12 protein-coding genes and 1 riboswitch are annotated in these 15,890 nt (G+C 63.0%); of the genes, 5 read left to right on the top strand and 7 right to left on the bottom strand.

What is annotated here, in order from left to right; genetic code table 11:
• Positions 1-156: 156 nt before the first annotated feature.
• A complete protein-coding gene (locus tag ACP8LP_RS03215; RefSeq protein ID WP_036975814.1) occupies positions 157-2,259 on the bottom strand; it encodes an ABC transporter permease family protein in 2,103 nt (700 codons plus the stop codon).
• A gap of 68 nt (positions 2,260-2,327) precedes the next feature.
• Positions 2,328-3,011 (bottom strand): ABC transporter ATP-binding protein, encoded by a 684-nt coding sequence (locus ACP8LP_RS03210; RefSeq protein WP_171023495.1) that lies wholly within the window; start codon positions 3,009-3,011, stop codon positions 2,328-2,330.
• 719 nt (positions 3,012-3,730) lie between these two features.
• Between ACP8LP_RS03210 and ACP8LP_RS03205 the strand changes: the two genes are divergently transcribed.
• From ACP8LP_RS03205 to ACP8LP_RS03190, 4 genes are all read left to right on the top strand, one after another.
• Complete coding sequence (locus ACP8LP_RS03205; RefSeq protein ID WP_202711893.1) at positions 3,731-4,657, top strand: ABC transporter substrate-binding protein; 927 nt, start codon at positions 3,731-3,733, stop codon at positions 4,655-4,657.
• A 248-nt stretch (positions 4,658-4,905) separates the two neighbouring features.
• Entirely contained in the window at positions 4,906-5,628 is a 723-nt protein-coding gene (locus ACP8LP_RS03200; protein WP_196768493.1) for an amino acid ABC transporter permease, read from the top strand.
• Between the two features lie 35 nt (positions 5,629-5,663).
• Complete coding sequence (locus ACP8LP_RS03195; RefSeq protein WP_036976522.1) at positions 5,664-6,425, top strand: amino acid ABC transporter ATP-binding protein; 762 nt, start codon at positions 5,664-5,666, stop codon at positions 6,423-6,425.
• Positions 6,426-6,470: 45 nt separating this feature from the next.
• The gene (locus ACP8LP_RS03190; protein ID WP_016667189.1) at positions 6,471-6,686 is read left to right on the top strand and encodes an RNA-binding S4 domain-containing protein; all 216 of its coding nucleotides are present in this window, start codon (positions 6,471-6,473) and stop codon (positions 6,684-6,686) included.
• A gap of 74 nt (positions 6,687-6,760) precedes the next feature.
• Here ACP8LP_RS03190 and ACP8LP_RS03185 read toward each other — a convergent pair whose 3' ends face one another.
• The 5 genes from ACP8LP_RS03185 to ACP8LP_RS03165 all read right to left on the bottom strand — a co-directional run bounded on the left by ACP8LP_RS03185 (position 6,761) and on the right by ACP8LP_RS03165 (position 15,112).
• The gene (locus tag ACP8LP_RS03185; protein WP_016667188.1) at positions 6,761-8,242 is read right to left on the bottom strand and encodes a S8 family peptidase; all 1,482 of its coding nucleotides are present in this window, start codon (positions 8,240-8,242) and stop codon (positions 6,761-6,763) included.
• A gap of 213 nt (positions 8,243-8,455) precedes the next feature.
• A complete protein-coding gene (gene meaB, locus ACP8LP_RS03180) occupies positions 8,456-9,502 on the bottom strand; it encodes a methylmalonyl Co-A mutase-associated GTPase MeaB (protein WP_036976521.1) in 1,047 nt (348 codons plus the stop codon).
• 148 nt (positions 9,503-9,650) lie between these two features.
• Entirely contained in the window at positions 9,651-11,840 is a 2,190-nt protein-coding gene (gene scpA / locus ACP8LP_RS03175; protein ID WP_015583100.1) for a methylmalonyl-CoA mutase, read from the bottom strand.
• Complete coding sequence (gene mutA / locus ACP8LP_RS03170; RefSeq protein ID WP_138237581.1) at positions 11,837-13,747, bottom strand: methylmalonyl-CoA mutase small subunit; 1,911 nt, start codon at positions 13,745-13,747, stop codon at positions 11,837-11,839. The genes scpA and mutA overlap by 4 nt, the downstream gene beginning before the upstream one ends.
• An 80-nt stretch (positions 13,748-13,827) precedes the next feature.
• A riboswitch (cobalamin riboswitch) is annotated at positions 13,828-14,079 on the bottom strand.
• Between the two features lie 70 nt (positions 14,080-14,149).
• Complete coding sequence (locus ACP8LP_RS03165; protein WP_015583103.1) at positions 14,150-15,112, bottom strand: alpha/beta fold hydrolase; 963 nt, start codon at positions 15,110-15,112, stop codon at positions 14,150-14,152.
• A gap of 220 nt (positions 15,113-15,332) precedes the next feature.
• Between ACP8LP_RS03165 and ACP8LP_RS03160 the strand changes: the two genes are divergently transcribed.
• On the top strand, positions 15,333-15,815 hold the full coding sequence (locus tag ACP8LP_RS03160; RefSeq protein ID WP_279186732.1) for a UDP-phosphate galactose phosphotransferase: 483 nt from the start codon (positions 15,333-15,335) through the stop codon (positions 15,813-15,815).
• The last annotated feature ends 75 nt before the right edge of the window (positions 15,816-15,890 follow it).

The following is a 15,890-nucleotide window of genomic DNA, read 5'->3' as shown; positions in this document are numbered from 1 at the left end:
CTTCAACGGCTGTTGCTCCGAGCACCTCAGCCCCGGTTGACAACAACGGTCACGGCTTGCCGCACACCGGCGTCTGAACGATGGCGTACCAGACGAAGGTTGCCGGAGCATCGATGGCGGTTTGAGCAGCCAGCCGGATGGCTATCACTCCTTTGTCTACGTACTATCCCTCAAAACCGACAACCGAAAACGGGGCGCACCGGTCGCAAGAGCAGTGACTGTGATGGCGAGCACACTGACTGCCCACATGGCGACGGGTAGCGCCGCAATGGAAAGGTCGAAGGATTGATTCGCGTCGGTCGATCCGATCGCGGCATTGATCGCCCAACCAGCCAGAACTCCAACCACCAGTGACATCGACTGGGCCGGCAGGATCGTGACGATCATCTGCACCAAGAAGGACCTTCGCAGGATATGGGCGGGGGTACCCACGGCTTGTTGAGCAGCAATGGTATGTCGCATTCCCCATCGCAGTTCGACAAACGCGACAGTACATGCCACCAGGATCAGCAGGAATCCGGCCGCCAGGCCGCTACGCACGATTCCATGCTGTTGGATAAACGCCTGTAGGGTGTCGGGGTTTTCAGCCCCGGCATGGGCCGCATAGGACGGCGCGGCGGCGTGGAGTTGATCCACTAGCCGATCAAGATCGCCAGTTGTGGAGTCTGCGGTGAACTCCAAGAAGTCTGGAGTGAGGCCTGCCAGCCTCGGGTCGCTGCGAGCGAGGAGAGCGTCATCACCGTAGGTGGCGGGTAGGTAGCTGACGGGCTTGATGGTACGGGCCGTAGTGTGTTTGTCGAAACCAAAGGTCCATGTCGATGGCGCGTCTCGCCTCATTGCCGGCATCCTTGGACAGGGTTGCGGATCGGGATCGAAGGCGGCCAAGTCGGCGCAGGATGCGGCAACAAGGGTATGGCCATCGGTGGTCATGTAGATCATGCGTCGGGGCCGGGTGATGCGCCGGAGGGCTTGCTGTTCGGTGGCGGTCCGATCGGTGAAAGGGACCTGGACGAGGACATGGCGGGGATCCCCCTCGGTGTCGTGGGTACCAGAAATGAGGAATCCCGATCCAAATCCGGCCAGGCCGACCATGATCGTCAATGCGACCACCATCGCAGCGGAATCCGGATAGTGGGCCCGGGCCAGGGCCAAACCGAGACGAGTGGGCAGTCTCAGCTGCTCACGACCGGCGCACCACACGATGACGAGGTGGGCTGACATGACGGCGCCGAGAGTTCCAAGCACAGCCCCACCCATGATGTATCCAGCGCCTCGGTCCCCCAGGCGCTGGCCGTCGTGAGCGAACGCCATCATCAGGCAAATCCAGCCTTCCAGACCGATCGCAGCCACGACGAGGAGAAGACCAACGATCCCGAGCAGATGACGCACCGTCCCAAGCCGGGCGCAGCAGCGCGGGGGGCGGCGTGAAGCCAGCAACCTTCGCAGGGTGCGACGGGCTAACCGACCACTCACGATCACCATGATGACGACGATAGCCAGCCACGCCGGCCATCTCAGCCTCGCCTGCCAAGGCCACCAGGTTAGCCCGAGCACCCCGCTGGTTCCGAGGACGTTTTGAACGGGAACGAACAACGCCAATCCGAGCAGAGCACCCAGGCCAGCGGTCCCGGAAACCTCGGCGGCGAAGACCTGGCCACACCAGTCGGGGTCGCATCCCATGCGCACCAACGTCGTGAACCGGTCGCGACGCGAGGCGGCCGACAGACTCAGCGACGTCCACAACAACATGGCTGCCGGCAGCCCAACCAGTCCGATCACCTCGATCCACGCAGTACGTGACGACACCCCAGAATCATCTATCCCGGTCAAGCCGAAGCCCTTCAGCTCGCGGCAACCAGCCTGATCGGGGGTGGTCGTAACCGAGAACAACTCATCGGGTGAAGCCAAGGCAGCCCGATCCACCACCACCGGATCGACCGTGCCTAAGCTGGAAACTTTCACGACCCCGGCGTCCATCAGCGACTTCAGACGCGGGGAAACGATGGTGTGACCCGGTTGGGGCCAGTGCTTCAGCCCCGGAGGCAGCCAGTCAGCGGGGTGGTTCACCACGAAACTCGTCCAGGGCGTGCCGTCGACCTGTAATTCCTGCACCTTGAAACCGGCATGCCCGCTTGCCGGCCTACCCGGAGCAAGGATAGGGGTCCGCGCATCACGTACCTCCTGCTGCTGGACGGTGACGCGGGGCAGGGTGATACCCACCGCTAACCCCAGTGTTGCCAGGGCCACACCCACAACCATCACCACTGATCGAATCAGCTCATGACGGCTCGCTCCACGGCTCAATCGCAACGCCAGACGCAAGCCTTTCACGCCGCGCCTCCCACGATCCGTCCATCGGCCAGGCGAATGATCCGGGCATTTTCCGGCAACGTGTGCTCATCATGGGTAACCATCACCAAAGTGGAACCTTCAGCGCGAACCAGATCATCCAGCAGACCGATCACGGCATGGCGGTTCGTAGTGTCCAAGGCTCCAGTAGGTTCGTCGGCCAGAACGACCGTCGGATGGTGGGCGAGGGCACGCCCCACGGCAGCACGCTGCGCCTGGCCTCCTGACACTTCGCTGGGCCGTCGCTTGCTGCTCTCACCGAGGTCAAGGATCTCGGCAAGGCGGTCGGCGCGCCTCAGTGCGTCCCGACGCCCAGTGCCAAGGAGCTCAAGAGGCAGGGCAATGTTGTCACGCAACGTGAGCTCGGGAACCAGCCCAGAGTTCTGAAACACCAAGCCGATCGTTCGCAACCGCCACGCCGCACGTTGTCTGTCATCCAGCCCGTACACATCGACATCCCCATGTACGACCCGCCCTTTGGTCGGCGCCTCCAAACCGGCAAGACACATTAACAATGTCGACTTGCCCGAACCAGAAGCACCGACGACCACGTTCACCGATTCCGGAGACATGACCAGCGAGACATCGTCCACTGCGGGTCGACTCGAATGGGGGAACTGCATGAACAAGCCATGACAAGCCAATGAACATCGATTAACCATCAGGTGTCCGATCCATGGGCGCCAGAGCGCGGTCATCACTCGCGGTACAGTCTTTCGACGCAGTGGTCACGATACCAATGTTCGGCGCACACCTGGACACGAAGATCTGCTGCACGCAGAGTATCCCCAGGGCTCACATCAGAATTGACACCCACCTTGCCGCCAATGTTTACGTGCCCGATTCTCCTCCACGAGTACCCTTGCTGGCGAGCATTGACATGGCCTGAGTTAGAACCAGTTGACGCCAAGGTTCCGGTGACCCTCACAGCCTTGCCAACCCAACCCCGATGTGTCACTCCGTAGGTGTATCGACCATGAAAACTGACATTTTGTCCCGTATCGATCCCTATATTCCCACTAGTGGAAGCAAACGCACCAACAGCCATTCCGAATGTCAATACCACAGTAACCCCGACGACACCTGCAAGTCGCTTCACCACAGTCCCTCCGTTGTCAATTCCACACACACTCTTGATTCGACTACTCACTATATTCAACGCATATCATTACAACTCTCATAACACAAACAAGTTCTTCGATATTGAATTCCTTCGTCTGCAGCACATTGTCCATTCGTACAACTGGCCCCAGAGAACCCCATCTACAGATGGCCTCTCGCTTCTAGCGCCACTACCCCCTCGACTTGAACTTATGCTCTGGTATGCATAATTATGTATCATGCGGTGTTGACCGACACCACACCTGCGAAGGAACGTCACATGAAATCTCTGCGTCACGCCGCCGGCACTTCACTGGCCGTCGTCGCTCTAGCGGTGAGCGGCTGCACCTATGCCTCTGAGGAGTCCGCGTCCCCCACGGCGGATTCCAGCAAATCCGACGCCCCGTCGAATGCCCAGCTCATCGACTCCATCAAGACTGATCCCACGATCGCCGCGATGGCCCCTGACGACATCAAGAAATCCGGCACCCTTCGCAACGGCGCAGCAGCCAACTATGCTCCGGCTGAGTTCATCGACACTGACGGCTCGAAGGTGGTCGGCTACGACGTCGACTACATCACCGCCGTCGGCAAGCTCATGGGACTCAAGGTGACGACCGCCAATGCGGCCTTCCCCAGCCTCATCCCTGCCATCGGATCCAAGTACGACGTCAGCGTCTCCTCCTTCACCATCACCGCGGAGCGGCAGAAGCAGGTCACCATGACCTCCTACTTCAAGGCCGGATTCTCGATGGCCGTCCCGAAGGGCAACCCCAAGAAGATCTCCCCTGACGACCTGTGTGGTCACTCCGTGGCCGTTCAGACCGGCACCGCCCAGGAGACCGCTGCCCAGCAGAAGTCAAAGGCGTGCACCAAGGCCGGCAAGAAGCCGATTGACCTGCTGTCCTACGCCTCCCAGTCAGACGCCACCACGAATGTCGCCGGGGGCAAGGCAGACGTCCTCTACGCCGACTCAGTGATTACCGGGTACGCCATCAAGCAGACATCCAAGCTCGAAGCCCTCGGCAACATCACCGATGCATCCATGTTTGGCGTCGTCACCGCCAAGAATGACGGCGGACTGTCCAAGGCCATCCAGGCCGCAACCCAGAAGCTCATCGACGACGGGACCATGAAGAAGCTGCTGACCTCGTGGGGCACCGAGGACGGTCTCATCGAGACCTCCAAGGTCAATCCCGAGTCGTGATCACAACCAACTGAAAGGCATCTAAGGTGGCCAACCACCACGCCGACATCCCCAATCGCATCCGAGCCCGCGACGTCGCACATCCGGGCACCTGGATCGCTGCCGTCATCGTCGCCCTCTTGGTACTGATCTTCGTCCAGGGGCTCGTCACGAACCCGAACTATCAGTGGCCGGTGGTGTGGCTGTACCTGCGTGACGTCAAGATCATCACCGGCATCGGCTACACGATCCTGCTGACCTTTGCGGCAATGATCCTCGGAACCGCGGTAGCCCTCCTCATGGCCATCATGAGGCAGTCGAGCAATCCTGTGCTACGCGGCGTCTCCTGGGCGTACATCTTCGTCTTCCGTGGCGTCCCGGTGTACACCCAGTTGGTGTTCTGGGGACTGCTCGCCGTGCTCTACCCCACCCTGTCCATCGGGGTGCCTTTCGGCGGACCGACGCTGGCCAGCGTCGAGACCGAGAAGGTCGTCACCGCGCTGGCCGCCGCCATCATCGGCCTGGGCCTCAACGAGGGCGCCTATCTGGCCGAGATCATCCGCTCCGGACTGGAATCCGTCGACGCCGGCCAGACCGAGGCCGCCAAGGCACTGGGCATGAAGCCCTCCCTCATCATGCGCCGGGTGATCATTCCCCAGGCCATGAGGGTGATCATTCCGCCGCTGGGCAACGAGACCATCGGCATGCTCAAAACCACCTCCCTGGTGTTGGCCGTGCCCTTCACCCTCGACCTGCAGTACGCCACAAACGCCATCGCGAACCGTATCTACGCGCCGATCCCGCTACTCATCGTCGCCGCCTTCTGGTACCTCGTCATGACGAGTGTCCTCATGATCGGGCAACATTTCCTCGAGCAGTACTTCGGACGTGGCTTCAACGGGAAGTCCTCGTCGAAGCGACTGCGACGCCAGGCCGCCATCCAGGCAGCCGGCACCACGCACAAGAACATCGCCCTGGAGGTCGAGCAGTGACCACATCCGCAGCAGAGTCTGCACGCATCGAGCCGATGGTGCGCATCACGGGATTGCACAAGGAGTTCGGCCCCCTGCACATCCTCAAGGGGATCGACCTCGACGTCGCCCCGGGTGAGGTGTGTGTCCTCCTCGGTCCCTCCGGCTCCGGGAAATCCACGCTGCTGCGCTGCATCAACCAGCTGGAGACCTTCGAGGCCGGAGAGGTCTGGGTCGGCGGCGAGCGCGTGGGCTACGAGCATGATCCCTTGCCGGACGGACGCCTCAAGCGGCTTTCCGACAAGGAAATCGCCGCCCAGCGGGCACGAGTCGGCATGGTCTTCCAACGGTTCAATCTCTTTCCTCACATGACCGCCCTGGGCAACGTCATGGAAGCGCCGATCAAGGTGTCGGGCTTGTCCAAGGAAGAAGTCAAGCCGCTGGCCATGTCCTTGTTGGAGCGGGTCGGCATGGCTGACCGCGCCGACCACTACCCCGCCGAACTTTCCGGCGGCCAGCAGCAGCGCGTCGCCATCGCACGTGCGATGGCCATGAAACCCGAACTCATGCTCTTCGACGAGCCAACCTCAGCCCTTGACCCCGAGCTCGTCGGGGAGGTGCTCAGTGTCCTCAAGGACCTCGCCCGCGAGGGCATGACGATGATCGTCGTCACCCACGAGATGGGATTTGCCCGCGAGGTCGCCGACCACGTCGTCTTCATGGACGGCGGCGTCGTCGTCGAGGCCGGTTCTCCCGATGACGTCATCAATCACCCGAAGTCGGAGCGGCTGCAGGGATTCATCAACTCGGTGCTGTGAGGTGTCGGGTCCGGGTGACAGACTGAAGGTGTGCATGACGACCAGATGATCAGGCTCGGCCAGTACCTCAAGTTCGCCAACCTCGCCGACACTGGCGGTCAGGCTCGCGAACTCATCGCGTCGGGGCAGGTCAGCGTCAACGGCGAGGTCGAGACTCGACGCGGACGCCAGCTTCACCCCGGCGACGAGGTGGGCGTGACCAGCAGCGGCCAGACCGTCACCGAGACCGTCGATCTCACTGAGCCTGACGTTCCCTGGTGATCACGCCCCCAACACGACACGTGGCCCGGACCACATGGTCCGGGCCACGTTCTGTTCTCAGTGGACGCTGAGGATCAGGCGTATCTGGCTGTCTGAACAGCCTTGCGGGCATCGACGATGCCGGTCCCACATCCTGAATAGCAGCGAGCCGGCTTCACCGACTGCTTGAGGATCGACTCAACCTGAGACGGGGTGAGGTTCGGGTTGGTGGACAGCATGAGGGCGGCGATCGCAGCCACGTGCGGGGTGGCCTGAGAGGTGCCCTCCATGTAGCCGTAGGCCGGGGACTGCGGCGTTCTCCTACCACTGTTGACCGTCGACAGGATCAGGTCACCGGTGCGGTCGTCACCGCCGGGAGCGGAGACATCAACGGTCGAACCGTAGTTCGAGAAGTAGGACTGGGAACCAGTCTGGCCGGTCGCACCCACGACGACGACGCCACGGCAGTTACCGGGGGTCGAACGGCTGGCATCCATCGACTCGTTACCAGCGGCGACAACGATCGTGGCACCACGAGACCTGGCGTTGTCAATGGCTCGCTGGTAGCTCGTCGGGCAGTAGTTGGAACGGCCACCAAGGCTCATGTTGATGACCTGGGCGGGGTGGCTGTTGGTAGGAAGTCCCGGAACGTAACCGCCGGAGGCCCAGGTGATGGCGTCGGCGATGTCGACGTCAGTGCCACCGCAGTGGCCCAGGGCGCGGACGGGCAGGATCTGGGCGTCAGGAGCGGCACCAGCGATGCCCATGCCGTTGTTCGTCGCAGCTCCAATGACACCGGCCACGTGGCTGCCGTGCCAGGACGAGTCGCGGGCGCGGGGTCCGCACTGACCGGCGAGGGTCCAGTCGCCTTCGTCGGAAGGATCGTTGTCTCGGCCGTCTCCGTCACCCGCAATGCGACCGTCAGAGATGAAGTCGTAACCCGGCAGGATCTTGCCAGCCAGGTCAGGATGCTGGGTGATGCCGGAGTCGATGACAGCCACCGTCACGCCGGAACCGGTGCTGGTCGACCACGCTCCCGGGGCATCGATGCCCTTCTCGGAGTTCAGGCCCCACTGACGGTTCCAGTACTCGTCGTTCGGGGCGGACGCCGCTGCAGTGGTGCGAACCTTCTTGCCGGTCTGCTCGTTGATCGACATGTGGAGGATCGGCTCGACGGATTCCACCTCAGGGTTGCGCTCAATCTCCGAGATGAAAGCCTTGGCGGCCTTGGAGTCGAGTCCCTTTGAGACGCGGATCGACATCGAGTCGTTGGCTCGGGCCAGGGATGCCGTGACGTGGGCGCCACGGGCCTTGGCGGCGTGATCGACGGCTCCACGCAGGGAGGTCGAGCTCGCCCGCATGGCGGAGCTGGTACGAGCTGCCCGGGACATGCCCTGAGCGGAAGTCGAGTCGTCCTTGAGATGGACGACGAATCCGCTGGTGGTCTGCGCGGATGCGGAAGTGCGCAGCGGTGAGGTGGTGAAGCCAGGAGCGGCGTTGCTGGGGGCAGCGGCCGCGGCAAGGGATGCGCCAGTGATTGCACAGAGCAGCAAGGTTGACGTACGACGTGATGCCATGTCCATTCCTCTCGGTTCGTTGAAGGTGGAATGAACCTAAGGTGGCAAGGGGTCACTTCCCGGCCATGACCTGGAAACTCTCACATGATGACTGAGAAATCTTCTTGAAACAGAGTCGTCTTAACTTCAGCCTGGTGTGGACCGTCAACCCGGGCACGACAAGGCCGGGAGCGCTTGACACCCCCGGCCGGTCAATTCTGAGGCGACCTAAAATCACGAAGTGCTGGCCATCTCCCCCTGCGCCCACGGCAGATTGGGGACGGCACGGGCAAAGGCGCGCAGGATCTGCTCGGCGCCTTCCAAGGCGTTGGTGGCCTCGGTACCCAGTCCTGCCTCGATCTGCTCTGCGACCTGCTGGACGGAGGGATCGGTGTCCAAGGACTCGAGGATCTCGTTGCGGACCATGTTCCACAGCCACTCACGCTGCTGCTCGATACGGCGGGCCTGCAAGGAGCCGTCCGCCTCGAGGTACGCGCGGTGGTCGACGATGGCCTGCCAGACGTCGTCGAGCCCCTCCTTGGTGTACGAGGAGCAGGTCAGCACCGGAACACGCCGCTTGTCGGCATCGGAGGAGACGAGCTTCATGGCGATGGACAGGTCACGAGCGGAGACACGCGCGTTGCCGGCATTGTCGCCATCGGCCTTGTTAACCGCAACGACGTCCGCCAGTTCCAGGATGCCCTTCTTGATGCCCTGCAGCTGGTCGCCGGTACCCGCGACGGAGAGCATGAGGAAAGTGTCGACCATGCCTGCCACGGCGACCTCGGACTGTCCGACACCGACGGTCTCGACGAGGACCACGTTGTAACCAGCCGCCTCCATGACGATCATGGCCTCACGCGTGGCCCGGGCGACGCCACCCAGGTGACCGCCGGAGGGTGACGGGCGCACGAATGCCTCGTCACGGTTGCACAGATCCCCCATGCGGGTGCGGTCACCGAGGATCGAACCGCCGGTGCGGGTCGAGGAAGGGTCGACGGCCAGGACGGCAACCTTGTAGTTGAACTCGTCGATGAGCTTGGTGCCCATGGCATTGATGAAGGTCGACTTACCGGCGCCAGGAACACCCGAGATACCGACACGGATGGCGTCACCAGTGTGAGGAGCCAGCAGGCGCAACATCTCGCGTGCCTTCTCGCGATGTGCCGGTTTGCTCGACTCCACCAGAGTCAGCGCTTTGGCAATGTGCTGGCGGCTCCCGGCCAGGACTTGCTCAACCAGTTCGGGGACGTCGATCGGCATGATCACCATTTCCTTCATCGGGTGGGTACGTCTACCGTACCGCCCACGGACAACGTTCATGGCGGAGGGCTCATACCCAGTGGCTTTCAGGTCCGTATGACGGTGGCCCCTGGAACCTCGCGGGGTTCCAGGGGCCAATCCTTCAGTCTCGTGGACCGATCCAGTCTCAGTCGTCGCTGTGAGCGGCGAGGAGCTTCTCCATCAGCTCGATGGCAGCGTCCGGGATGACGGTGCCAGGCGGGTAGATGGCGGCTGCGCCGTCATCCTTGAGCTCCTGGAAGTCCTGGGTCGGGATGACGCCACCAACAACGATCATGATGTCGGAGCGGCCAAGCTTGTCCAGTTCCTTGCGCAGGGCCGGCACCAGGGTGAGGTGTCCGGCGGCCAACGAGGAGACACCGACGACGTGGACGTCGCCCTCGACAGCCTGTCGAGCGGTCTCCTCAGGGGTCTGGAACAGCGGGCCGACGTCGACGTCCATGCCGAGGTCCGCGTAGGCGGTCGCGACGACCTTCTGGCCACGGTCGTGACCATCCTGACCCATCTTCGCGATCATGATGCGAGGACGACGGCCTTCCTTCTCCTCGAACTTCTTGATGAGGTCGTGGACCTTCTTGGTCGACTCGGTGCTACCGGCTGCCTTGCTGTACACGCCCTCAATGGTACGGATCTGAGCGGTGTAGCGCCCGAAGACCTTCTCCATTGCGTCGGACATCTCGCCGACGGAGGCGTTGGCGCGACCGGCGTCGATGCACAGCTTGAGCAGGTTGCGGTCGGGATCGCTCGGGTCCGGGTTGGCAGCAGCCCAGGTGAGCTTCTCCAGAGCAGCCTGGCAGGCCTCCTCGTCACGGTTGGCGCGAAGCTGCTCGAGCTTGGCCTTCTGTTCCTTGAGCACCTGGGTGTTGTCGACCTTGAGGACCTCGAGATCCTCTTCCTCATCGAGACGGTACTTGTTGACGCCGATGAGGGGCTGACGACCGGAGTCGATACGGGCCTGGGTACGGGCAGCGGCCTCCTCGATACGCATCTTCGGGATGCCCTTCTCGATGGCCTTGGCCATACCGCCGGCCTTCTCGACCTCCTGGATGTGGGCCCAGGCCTTGCGAGCCAGCTCGAGGGTGAGCTTCTCGACGTAGGCGGAACCGCTCCAGGGATCGATGACGCGGCAGGTGCCCGACTCCTGCTGGATGAACAGCTGGGTGTTTCGAGCGATACGAGCGGAGAAGTCTGTCGGCAGGGCGATGGCCTCGTCGAGGGAGTTGGTGTGCAGGGACTGGGTGTGTCCCTGGGTGGCTCCCATGGCCTCCACACAGGTACGGATGACGTTGTTGTACACGTCCTGAGCGGTCAGCGACCAGCCAGAGGTCTGCGAGTGGGTACGCAGGCTCATGGACTTCGGGTTCTTAGGTCCGAACTGGTTGACGAGCTTGGCCCACAGCATGCGAGCCGCGCGCATCTTGGCGACCTCCATGAAGAAGTTGGTGCCAATGGCCCAGAAGAAGGACAGACGCGGTGCGAACTGGTCGACCTTCAGGCCCACCGACTCGCCAGCGCGGATGTAGTCGACTCCGTCGGCCAGGGTGTAGGCCATCTCGATGTCGGCGGTCGCGCCGGCCTCCTGCATGTGGTAGCCGGAGATGGAGATGGAGTTCCACTTCGGCATGTTCGCGCTGGTGAAGGCAAAGATGTCGGAGATGATCCGCATCGAGGGCAGCGGCGGGTAGATGTACGTGTTACGAACCATGAACTCCTTGAGGATGTCGTTCTGGATCGTTCCGGCGAGCTGCTCGGGCTTGGCACCCTGCTCCTCGGCGGTCACAACGTACAGGGCGAGAATCGGCAACACGGCGCCGTTCATCGTCATGGACACCGACATGCGGTCCAGCGGAATACCCGCGAAGAGCTCACGCATGTCCAGGATGGAGTCCACGGCCACACCGGCCATGCCGACGTCACCGGGAACACGCGGGTTGTCGGAGTCGTAACCACGGTGGGTCGGCAGGTCGAAGGCGACCGACAGACCCTTCTGACCAGCGGCCAGGTTACGGCGGTAGAACGCGTTGGACTCCTTGGCGGTGGAGAATCCGGCGTACTGACGAATCGTCCACGGACGGAAGGCGTACATGGTGGCGTACGGGCCGTGGGTGAAGGGCGGCAGACCGGCGTAGGTGTCCAGCCAGTCCATGTCGGCGTAGACGTCCTCGGAGTACAGGTGACCGACCGGAATCTGCTCCGGAGTGGTCCAGGGCTCCTGCTCACCAGCGGCGGCGGCCAGCTTGGCGAACTGCTCCTGTGCGTCCGCGGGGACCGGAGAGTCTCCGAGGTTGATGGAATCGAAACGAGGCAGGGTGGTCACTTGGCAACTCCCAACGTGTCCAGAGTGGTGGTCAGGACGTCAACGACGTCCATTCCGAGGTAGATGCGCCCGTCGACGACCTTCTCGGCCTCGGCAGCGTCATCACCAAATTCCTTGAAGGCACCCGACAGGTAGACCAGCTTGGCGCCAGCCTCCTTGAGGGCCTTGGCGACCTCGAGGCCCTGGGCCGCGTAGGTCTTGGCGTTCGAACACAGGTCAGCGACCTCGGCACCGGACTCCTTGAAGGCCTTGACGACCTCTTCAGTGGTGCCTCCCTCGCACTCCGGGGTCTCCATGCCGGCGATGTGCCACACCGGGGCGGAGAATCCCTCGCGAGGACCGAAGTCACGACGGGTTCCCAGGCAAGCCAGGAAAACCTTCGGACGCTCGGAGCAGGTGGCGGAACGATCAACGAGGGCCTCGAAGATCTCGGCGTCGCGGCGCCACTCCAGCCCGTTGCGCTCGGCAGTTTCGGGGTACGGCTTGGTCTCGACCGTCTTGGCGTCGAGCAGCGGGAACTCGCTGACGGCCGTGATCGGCTGCTTGCGGGTCGCCAGACGCTTGGCGCGCTCGGCATTCAGCTTGTCGAGCTCGGTGCGGACGTGGTCGCCGGTCAGTGCGGCGGCCATGCCACCGGCAGCCTCGACGGCCTGGAACTCGACCCAAGCGGCTTCTTCCAGCTTCTTAGTCAGAGCCTCAACGTAGAAAGAGCCACCAGCCGGGTCATTGGCGCGACCGATGTTGGACTCCTCGGCGAGGATGATGCCAGTGTTGCGGGCGATACGACGCGAGAAGTCGCTCTTCGGCAGGCCGATGGCGGCATCGAAGGGCAGGGTCGTGACGGCCTCGGCACCACCGACAGCAGCACCGAAGGTCGAGATGGTGCCTCGCAGGATGTTGACGTAGGGATCGTCACGGGTCAGCTCACGCCAGCTGGTGACGGCCTCCTGGCGGGCACCACGCTTGGCGGCCGGCACCTCGAAGACCTCACCGACGCGGTTCCACAGGGTGCGCAGGGCGCGTAGACGGCAGATGGTCAGGAACTGGTCGTGGGTGGCGGACACCCGGAAGTTGATGGCGTCGAACGCCTGCTCGGCGGTCAGTCCCTGCTCCATGAGAGCGCGGACGTACTCGACGCCGGTGGCGATGGCCCAGGCGAGCTCGTGCACGTCGCCGGCACCAGCGTTGTGGTAGATCGTGGCGTCAACGACGAAGGCGCGGGAGTTCTTGTACTTCTCGATCTTCCTGACCCACTCGCCCATGCCGGACAGATCCGGGGTGCCACCGTTGAGGGCGGCGAAACCGATCGGATCCAGACCGAGGTTGAACGACAGTTTGTCGGGCTCGATCTTGGAATCGGCGTAGACCTTGAGGAGGGCCTCGGCGGCAGCCTCCTGGTCGTCGCGGCTGGAGACCTCGACCTTGGCCAGGTCCAGCAGCACGTCCTTGAGATCGCCGGCAATGTCCTCGGGGTTGATGGCGTCGGCACCGACCCGCAGCCACAGGGACGTCACGCCACGCTCGAGGTCAGCGATGACGGCCTTCTTGGTGAACTCGACGTCGGGATCCTCGTGAAGGGCTCGGACGTCCCACGCGTCCATGCTACCGTCACGGATCGTCGTGCCGCGGGTAAAGGGCGGTACGCCCGGAGCGCCGAGCTTCTCGGAGGCATCCTGACGCCGGTACATCGGCTCGATCTGGATGCCGTCGACCGTGGTCGGCTCGAGGCGCTTCATTCCCTGCTCGATGTTGAGTTCCTTGCCCTCGGGGCGACCCCGGTTCAAGACTTTGAGGACCGCGTCCTCCCACTGTTCGTGGGTGACCTTCGGGAAGTCCCCGGCCAGGCTCAACTCCTCGGGCATCCTGTCCTCGACGGGCTTGGATGCGAGGTTGTCAGGATCAGTCATTCGTCAGACTCCTGCTCCGCTGTGGATGGTTGGACGACCTCGGCCGGCCCTCGAGACCTCGGACGCTGTGGCACACGCGGAGTGCACCACACGCTCTGGCAGGTATTCGGACTCATGGGCACCTCGTCTGCCGACGAGTCCTACGTCACCGCTTCCCAGACCGAAGCCCAGTGCTTGATCGACGTCCACCCGGTCCGAGAACCAGATGGGCGACGATGGTGATGTCGTTCCCACTCACCGCTGCGGGGCAGTTCCGGAGTTTCACCGGATTCCCTCTTACCGCCTTGAAACCCCGGATGGGATTCCTCGGCACCAGCACCTACGATACTAGGCTGCGCACAATCGCCTTCACGCAGCGGGGGTGCATGTGCACGATTGTGCGAAACGAACGTGAGCGGCCTTTCACCGTGCTTTCCGAACCTGCAAGGTCCGGGGCCGGGCAGCGACGGCATCAATCCAGTCGCGCAGGTGGGCGTGGACATGTCGACGGTTCACCTCATTGAGGATCTCGTGGCGCGCCCCGGGGTAGAGAACGAGGTCCACCTCACGCGAGCCCGAGTCGCGCAACTGACGCGCGACCTGGCGCACTCCCCTGCCGGAGTCCCCCACCGGGTCCTTGGCGCCCGACATCAGCAGAATGGGCAGTGCCGGTGGAGTCGCTCGGAAGATCTCGGTGGAGTTGGCGAGTTCGATGAGTCGGACGAGTTCGCGGTAGAAGGCTGCGGTGCAGACGAAACCGCACAGCGGGTCGTCGTTGTAGGCGTCCACGACGTGAGCGTCTCGGGACAACCAGTCATAGTCGGTGCGGGCCGGCAGGAAGGCTCGGTTGAAGGACCCAAAGGACAGCGTGTTGAGCAGCGGGCTGCGGGAGTCCTCCCCCACCATGAGCACCTGGGCCTGGGCCAGCCCGGTGGCGACAGTGCTCAACGGCCCCAGGGAGGAGCCGGTGCCGATGATGACCAGGCCGGCCATCTCGCGTCCCCGACGAACGGCCAGGACACGGGCAAGGAACGACCCCATCGAGTGTCCGACGAGGAACCACGGCTTCCCCTCCAGCTTGGCCATGAAGTGGTCAGCGACGGCGGACAGGTCGTCGAGCAGCTGGTGGTAGCCACGATCAGACGTGGTTCCGAGTTCTCCTATGGCAGCAGCACGCGGCCCGTGGCCACGGTGGTCGTTCGCCACGACGAGCCAGCCGTCGGCTGCAAGCACCCGGGCGACCTCGTCATAGCGAGCCGCGTACTCGGCCATACCGTGGCAGAACTGCACCAAGCCCTTGATGGGGCGCCCCGACGCAGCCTCGGGACGCCAGACAAGGACGTCGACGTCGGCTCCGTCATCAGCGGTGATGGTGATGGTGTCCATAGTTCCTCCCAGACAGCTCACCCCGGACAAAACCGTCTCAACCATACCGACGTCTTCATCGCGGCTATCACACAGCCTGGCCGCGAGAGAACGTACCGGAGCGCTCACCCGTCGCCCGGACGAGTCTGACACTGCATTGTGCCTTGCCGTAGAGGCGATCAACCCGCCAAGCATCCGCGATGGTCGCGCCCCGGCAGGGACTGTCACTTTCATGATATGAATGCTTCGGAATGACTTCAGCTTGAGAGTGCTCTCACGTTCGAAAGGCACCGCCATCAGTACCGAAGTTGCCCGCAAGGCCGCCGGACGCCTTCACTGGCCGACGCGCATACGTTTCGGACTTACCCTCTCTGACGCGCTGGCGATAGCCGTAGCGCTCATCACAACGATATATATCCGTTGGCCAAGCCCAGACAGCCAGACGATTGCCGGCACCCGGCACATCACCTATTCGGCATTGGCCGTGGTCTTCGGCCTGGTGCGGCTCCTCATTCTTTCAGCCAACGACAGCCATCGAATCCGGCTGTTGAGTTCGGGATTACAGGAGTATCAGCTCGTGGCGCGGGGGACTCTGTGGGCCTTCGGTTCTCTGGCAATTTTCAGTTATCTGTTCAAGCTGTCGGTCTCCCGATCCTTGTTCCTCGTCCAGGGCCCCGGAAGAGTCGTGCTTTCTTTCTGTAGTGGTGGTGTGGTCAGAGTGTGAGGAGGAGTGTGCAGGTGGCGGGTGGGTCCCAGGCGGCTTGCCGGGTGGCTCTCGCGATGTTCGTGGCCCCGGCTA

This window comes from Cutibacterium sp. LaCa_89 (assembly GCF_058177555.1).
The sequence above is the reverse complement of the archived record's forward strand: the minus strand, read 5'-3'. Positions and strand labels throughout refer to the sequence as shown.